Genomic DNA, 6212 nt, shown 5'->3' with positions numbered 1-6212 from the left:
GATAAACAGTTTTCTCTGATTATTGTCTCCGAGGCTGTGCGTACCGAAACTGGCAATCGCCTAGTGCAAAAGGAAGCCCTAGGAGAAGATCGTCTCGGGGGTATCGGTCGCTATTTAGCCGAAGAAGTTGCCAGGGAAACCGGGGCCGAAACGAGAGTGACTTTCCTGGGCCACATTCAACGGGGGGGCATTCCTTCTCCGATGGATCGCCTACTGGGGGCGGCTTTTGGCGTGGCGGCCGTGGATCTGATCGCCCGGGGAGAATTCGATCGCATGGTGGCCTGGCAAAATCGGCAAGTGGTCAGTGTTCCCATTGAGGAGGCGATTAAAACCTATCGCATCGTCGATCTCGAAGAAACTTTAGTCAAAACCGCCAGGGGTTTGGGTATTTGTCTAGGGGATTGAGATTAAATCTAGGGGAATCGGTGCGAGAATTAACCCTTAAGTAGGTAGGTGTTAAAAACGATCAGTTCCCCCCTTATCAAGGGGGGATTAAGGGGGGATCGAACCTAAAATCTATCTTCAATTTAATTATAACCAGCTACTTAATTATCGCCCTTTCCCCACTGATTAAAATTACCAATCAAATAAAGATAAACTCTGATAATTATTTTTCGGCAATTTCGCCGGTAAACCTAAATGATTAATAGTTCAGTTAATGTAGCAGAAAGATTGTTAGAAATCAACAATCTCGATCGAGAATTATTTAATTATTTTCAAGACAAATTACTTGATTCTGAGCAATTATCTCGTACTCTAGTGAGTTTTCAAGGTAATAAGAACCAACCAGTTTATCGCTGGTATAAGTATAAAGAGGGTTTTTCCGTTGATCTGATAGTTTATCTTCTAGAAAAATATGGTATCAAACAAGGAAAAATACTAGACCCTTTCGCCGGCAGCGGAACAACTTTGTTTGCGGCGGCAGCCAGGGGTTTATCAGCAGATGGAATAGAACTATTGCCGATTGGACAAGAATTAATTATTACTAGACAAATTTTAGAAAATGGCTTAAATAGTGATGATATACATCGTCTAGAGTACTGGTCTAACCATAGCCTTTGGCAACAGGTAGATGACAAAGTTAAGTTATTAGAATTACCAATTACTCAAGGAGCATATCCCCAAGAAAATCAGGCTTGTATAGAAAGTTACTTAGGGTTGATTGCCCAAGAGAATGAGCGAGTGCAAGCGATCTTAAAATTTGCCTTACTTTCTATTCTCGAATCAATTAGCTATACTAGAAAAGATGGTCAATACCTCCGTTGGGATTATCGTTCTGGTAAACAACAGGGCAAAAATATATTTGACAAAGGAAAAATTTTAGACTTTAAAATTGCCCTACATAGCAAGTTACGAGAAATTCTCGCAGATTTAGAGCCTAGTCAGCAACAATTGGAACTTTTTTCTAGAGATTATCCTCGGGAAAAAATTCAACTATATCAAGGTTCTTGTCTTGAGATTTTGCCAGAGATTTCCTCAGAAAAATACGATTCTATTATTACTTCTCCTCCTTATTGTAATCGCTATGATTATACTCGTATCTACGCTTTAGAATTGGCTCTATTGGGAATAGATCAACTACAATTAAAACAATTACGTCAACAAATGCTTAGTTGCACTGTTGAAAATAAACCCAAAGAGTTACTAAAAATAAATGAACATTGGTCGCCAGCCATTGCCATAACTGATCGTCAAAAATTATTAGAGAGTATCCTGGGTTATTTAGAGGAATTAAAATCAAGCAAGTCCTTAAATAACCATGGTATTCCTCGGATGATTAGAGGGTATTTTCTGGAAATGTCTTGTCTAATTTATGAATGCTTTCGGGTTATGAAATCCTCGGGTATTTTCTGTATGATTAATGATAACGTGCGCTATGCGGGAGCTAGTATTTCTGTAGATTTAATTTTGTCAAAAATTGCCGAAGAAATTGGATTTAAAGTAGAAAATATTTTAGTAGTTCCTCAGGGAAAAGGTAATAGTAGTCAGCAAATGGGATGTCATGGTAGAGAATCTTTAAGAAAATGTATTTATGTGTGGAGAAAGCCTTAATGGAAAAACCCTATCTCTTGCATTTAAACCAAAGTTGTGATTTGGAGACTACCTATGAAGCTATCCGTTCAGGATTTATTGCTCTAGCCTTAGAAAAAAATCAGAGAGCTACTCCTTTAATTGCAGAAGCAAGAACCTTAAAAATTATTGCCCAAACCGTAAACAATCCTAGAGAGTTACTAAACATCCCAGATATTCAAGCGGCTTTATTAACTGCATCGGGAATTTCTGATAAAGCTAAAAATTATTTACATCCCCAAGACAAGGTAGAAGCAATTCAAGAATTAATTGTCAATTTTCTGGAACCTGCGGGGACTAATTTTGTCGAGGAGTTAGTCTATAGATTTCTATTGATTCGGGGTGACACTTTAGGAGGAATCATGAGAAACGCGGGTGGCTCCTTAGCTCAAAGTAAATTTACTCGTTCTCTATTAGCAACTTTAAGAGTAGCAGGAATTGCTTATGATTGGCTCAATTCTAGTAATAATCAATGGAGAGCAGCGGAAGAAATGACACCTAATCTAGAAATCTTGGTTAGAGGTGTTAGCTGGTTAAATAACAGCCAACCAAGAACAATAATTTATAATGTCAATGTTCCCATTGTTAATAACAACAATATTGATTTGTGCCTTTTAAAATGTGATTCGACGCAATTAGCTAATCAAAAAATCAAAAAAGAAACCTGACAATCTGCTGATTTATACATTGCTTTGGGAGAATTGAAAGGTGGGATTGATCCCGCTCGAGCAGATGAACATTGGAAAACTGCTCGTACTGCTTTGCAGAGAATTGATGATGCTTTTAGAAAAATCTCTAAGCATCCTTATACTTTTTTTATCGGCGCTGCTATTGAAACAAAAATGGCCAGGGAAATTTATCAGCAATTAGAGACGAAAAAACTCACCAATGCCGCTAACTTAACCAATGATAATCAACTGGTTTCAATTATGCGTTGGCTATGCCATCTTTAACCTAGTTAACATCTAGAACATTACCCCTCAAATAAAGTCCAGTTGGGTTGGTTAGCAACGCATAAACCACCCAATTCTGATTAGATGGCAAGAAGAATTAACCAGCCTAATCTTCGTGTCTTTGTGTCTTTGTGTCTTTGTGGTTATTCTCTGCGATCGCTTGTTAATTTTCCCTCAATCTTGGTCCTATTATTTGTGATAGCATATAGTTAGACTTCGACCATTTGGGAGAGGCAAACTATGATAGATTATAATTTAGATGCCGCGCATAGCATTCTCTATATGCGACCTACATCTGCACTGGCGGCGGAAGATTTTGTCAAGATTGCGGAGGCAGTGGATCCCCACATTGAAGCCACTGGTGGCCTTGCTGGCGTAATCATCGAAGTACCTACTTTCACCGGTTGGGAGAGTTTTGGTGCCTTGGTCGCTCATTTCCGGCTGATACGCGACCATCACAAGTACGTCAGTAAAGTTGCAGTGGTGACTGATTCCACTCTGGTTAAACTGATTGAAAGTCTGGCTTCCCACTTTGTCGCCGCTGAAGTCAGGCAGTTCCCTTGGGGGGAAACTGAGGTAGCGACCCAATGGGTCTTGGGTGGCTCCTGATTCTCTGACAGTACAATAGACATCTCCAGCAATTAACCTCAATCTAGCCTGAATTTTGGAGGTGTCTAATACACGGTTAGACCAATGGAGACAGCTATGTTATATCAACGATGAAGCAAAGAATAGCTAATAGCGTGATGTCTTGGACAATTTTTGAATTTTCGCTGCGCTATACTGCCATTATTGAGATTAAACCAGCATTTATGCGTCAATCCCCCCGTATTCTAGCACTCGATTTTGATGGTGTTCTTTGTGATGGCATGATCGAGTATTTTCAGATTAGCAAACGCACCTATGAAACCCTTTGGCCAGAAATAATTCCCGAGGATTTTTTCCCGAGGTTTTCGCAACTTCGTCCCGTTATCGAAACTGGTTGGGAAATGCCTTTACTGTTGCGATCGCTCGTTCTCGGTATTCCCGACGAGGAAGCTTTAAATAATTGGCCGTCAATTGCTCAAAATCTGCTAGAAAGGGAGAAAATAGCGAAAAAAGTTCTCTCTAATGCTCTCGATGGTCTTAGGGATCGATGGATTGAGTCGGATCTAGAGTCTTGGTTAGCTTTACATCAATTTTATCAACCCGCGATCGATCGCCTGGCCTCTTTTTTAGACTCGGATTTTTTGGTTTATATCATCACTACAAAAGAAAGCCGTTTTGTCAAGCAATTGTTACAAAAAGTAGCAATTAATTTTCCGGCAGCGAGATTAATTGGCAAGGAAATTAAACAGCCAAAATACCTGACTATTCAGCAAATACTAGCTGATTTACCAGAATCTCCCGCTAATTTGTGGTTTGTCGAGGATCGTCTCGATGCGTTGGAATTAGTACAGCAACAAGCAGATTTAAACGATGTGGGCTTATATTTAGCCGATTGGGGATATAATACGGCTCAAATGCGCCAAAAAGTTGCTCAAGATACCCGTATTAAGCTTTTATCCCTATCTCAATTTGCGGCAGACTTTACCCACTGGTAGAGTCAGTGACGAGGAATATGACACTGATAACTGATAACTGACAACTGATGCTGCTATACTAAAAAGCGTAGTCGTTATGAGTTGCATTTACGGTTATGACTGTCGAGAATTTAGTCATTATTGGTTCGGGACCCGCGGGATATACGGCGGCGATTTATGCGGCGCGTGCGAACTTAAAACCCTTGATGTTTGAGGGTTTCCAAGCGGGAGGCATTCCGGGGGGACAATTGATGACCACCACAGAAGTAGAAAATTTCCCCGGTTTTCCCGAAGGAATCACTGGTCCGAAGCTCATGGAAAGAATGAAGGAACAGGCCGAAAGATGGGGGACCCAATGCTATACCGAAGATGTTATCTCGGTGGATTTAAGTCAGCGTCCTTTTACCATTCGTTCCACGGACCGGGAAGTGAAGGCCAATAGTATTATTATCGCCACGGGAGCCACTGCCAAACGCTTAGGATTACCCAGCGAGGCCCAATTCTGGAGTAACGGGATTTCCGCTTGTGCTATCTGTGACGGTGCTACACCGATATTTAGAGAGGAAAACCTGGCTGTCATTGGTGGCGGTGACTCGGCGGCAGAAGAAGCCGTATATTTAACTAAATACGGCTCCCACGTCCATTTATTAATTCGCGGGGAAGCGATGCGTGCCTCGAAAGCAATGCAGGACCGGGTGTTAAATAATCCGAAAGTTACCGTTCATTTTCACACCCAAGCGGTGGATGTGTTCGGTACAGGCAGTAAAATGGCAGGATTACGCATTAAAAACTCGCAAACGGGAGAAATCAGTGAATTAGCCGTTAGAGGGTTATTTTATGCCATCGGTCACACTCCCAATACTTCCCTCTTCCAAGGACAATTAGAATTAGACGAGGTGGGTTATGTAAAAGTCAAACCGGGGACTGTTGCTACCAGCGTCGAGGGGGTTTTTGCCGCAGGAGACGTGCAGGACCACGAATACCGTCAGGCCATCACTGCCGCAGGTACGGGGTGTATGGCGGCGTTATTGGCAGAAAGATGGTTATCGGAGCATAATTTAATCCAAGAATACCGTCAATCAGCCACTTCTGAACATTACGAGACGAAAACCGTTAGCGAAACCCCGGCCGATACGGAGGAGACTTTTGATATTCACAAAACTCGTCATGTTGGGGGTTATGCTTTGCGGAAATTATTCCATGATGGCGATCGCTTGTTAATGGTAAAATATGTGTCTCCCACCTGTGGCCCCTGTAAAACCCTGAAACCGATTTTAGATAAAGTGGTCGATGAGTACGATGGCAAAATTTATTTTGTGGAAATTGACATCGAAACTGACCCAGAAATTGCCAAAATGGGTCAAGTAACCGGGACTCCCACGGTACAATTCTTTAAGGATCGGGAATTAGTGAAGGAAATGCGCGGAGTCAAACAAAAAAGCGATTTTCGTCAAGTAATTGAGAGTTATCAATAATCAGTTATCAGTTATCAGTTATCAGTTATCAGTTATCAGTTATCAGTTATCAATAATCAGTTATCAGTTATCAGTTATCAGTTATCAGTTATCAGTTATCAGTTATCAGTTATCAGTTATCAGTTATCAGTTATCAGTTATCAGTTATCAGT

At 41.1% G+C, this 6212-nt stretch carries 5 protein-coding genes and 1 pseudogene; all 6 read left to right on the top strand.

What is annotated here, in order from left to right; genetic code table 11:
• Positions 1 to 405, top strand: a 405-nt coding sequence (locus IQ242_RS14040; protein WP_193960388.1) for a 6-phosphofructokinase, incomplete at its 5' end; no start/stop codon positions are given.
• A gap of 234 nt (positions 406 to 639) precedes the next feature.
• A complete protein-coding gene (locus IQ242_RS14035) occupies positions 640 to 2052 on the top strand; it encodes a DNA methyltransferase (protein ID WP_193960387.1) in 1413 nt (470 codons plus the stop codon).
• Positions 2025 to 3023 (top strand): annotated as a pseudogene (locus tag IQ242_RS14030) (AvaI/BsoBI family type II restriction endonuclease). The gene IQ242_RS14035 and the pseudogene IQ242_RS14030 overlap by 28 nt, the downstream one beginning before the upstream one ends.
• A 240-nt stretch (positions 3024 to 3263) precedes the next feature.
• Positions 3264 to 3632 (top strand): STAS/SEC14 domain-containing protein, encoded by a 369-nt coding sequence (locus IQ242_RS14025; protein ID WP_002780835.1) that lies wholly within the window; start codon positions 3264 to 3266, stop codon positions 3630 to 3632.
• A gap of 203 nt (positions 3633 to 3835) precedes the next feature.
• A complete protein-coding gene (locus tag IQ242_RS14020; RefSeq protein WP_193960389.1) occupies positions 3836 to 4606 on the top strand; it encodes an HAD family hydrolase in 771 nt (256 codons plus the stop codon).
• Between the two features lie 95 nt (positions 4607 to 4701).
• Positions 4702 to 6060 carry a thioredoxin-disulfide reductase gene (gene trxB, locus IQ242_RS14015; RefSeq protein ID WP_193960386.1) on the top strand — a complete coding sequence of 453 codons (1359 nt, stop codon included), beginning with the start codon at positions 4702 to 4704 and terminating at the stop codon, positions 6058 to 6060.
• The last annotated feature ends 152 nt before the right edge of the window (positions 6061 to 6212 follow it).

It is taken from the genome of Microcystis sp. LEGE 08355 (genome assembly GCF_015207185.1).
GTDB lineage: Bacteria > Cyanobacteriota > Cyanobacteriia > Cyanobacteriales > Microcystaceae > Microcystis > Microcystis panniformis.
The sequence above is the reverse complement of the archived record's forward strand: the minus strand, read 5'-3'. Positions and strand labels throughout refer to the sequence as shown.

What these genes read in the sequence shown, in the direction of transcription:
- IQ242_RS14035 (WP_193960387.1), top strand. Translation starts at nt 640, where the DNA reads ATGATTAATAGTTCAGTTAATGTAGCAGAAAGATTGTTAGAAATCAAC.
- IQ242_RS14025 (WP_002780835.1), top strand. Translation starts at nt 3,264, where the DNA reads ATGATAGATTATAATTTAGATGCCGCGCATAGCATTCTCTATATGCGA.
- IQ242_RS14020 (WP_193960389.1), top strand. Translation starts at nt 3,836, where the DNA reads ATGCGTCAATCCCCCCGTATTCTAGCACTCGATTTTGATGGTGTTCTT.
- trxB (WP_193960386.1), top strand. Translation starts at nt 4,702, where the DNA reads ATGACTGTCGAGAATTTAGTCATTATTGGTTCGGGACCCGCGGGATAT.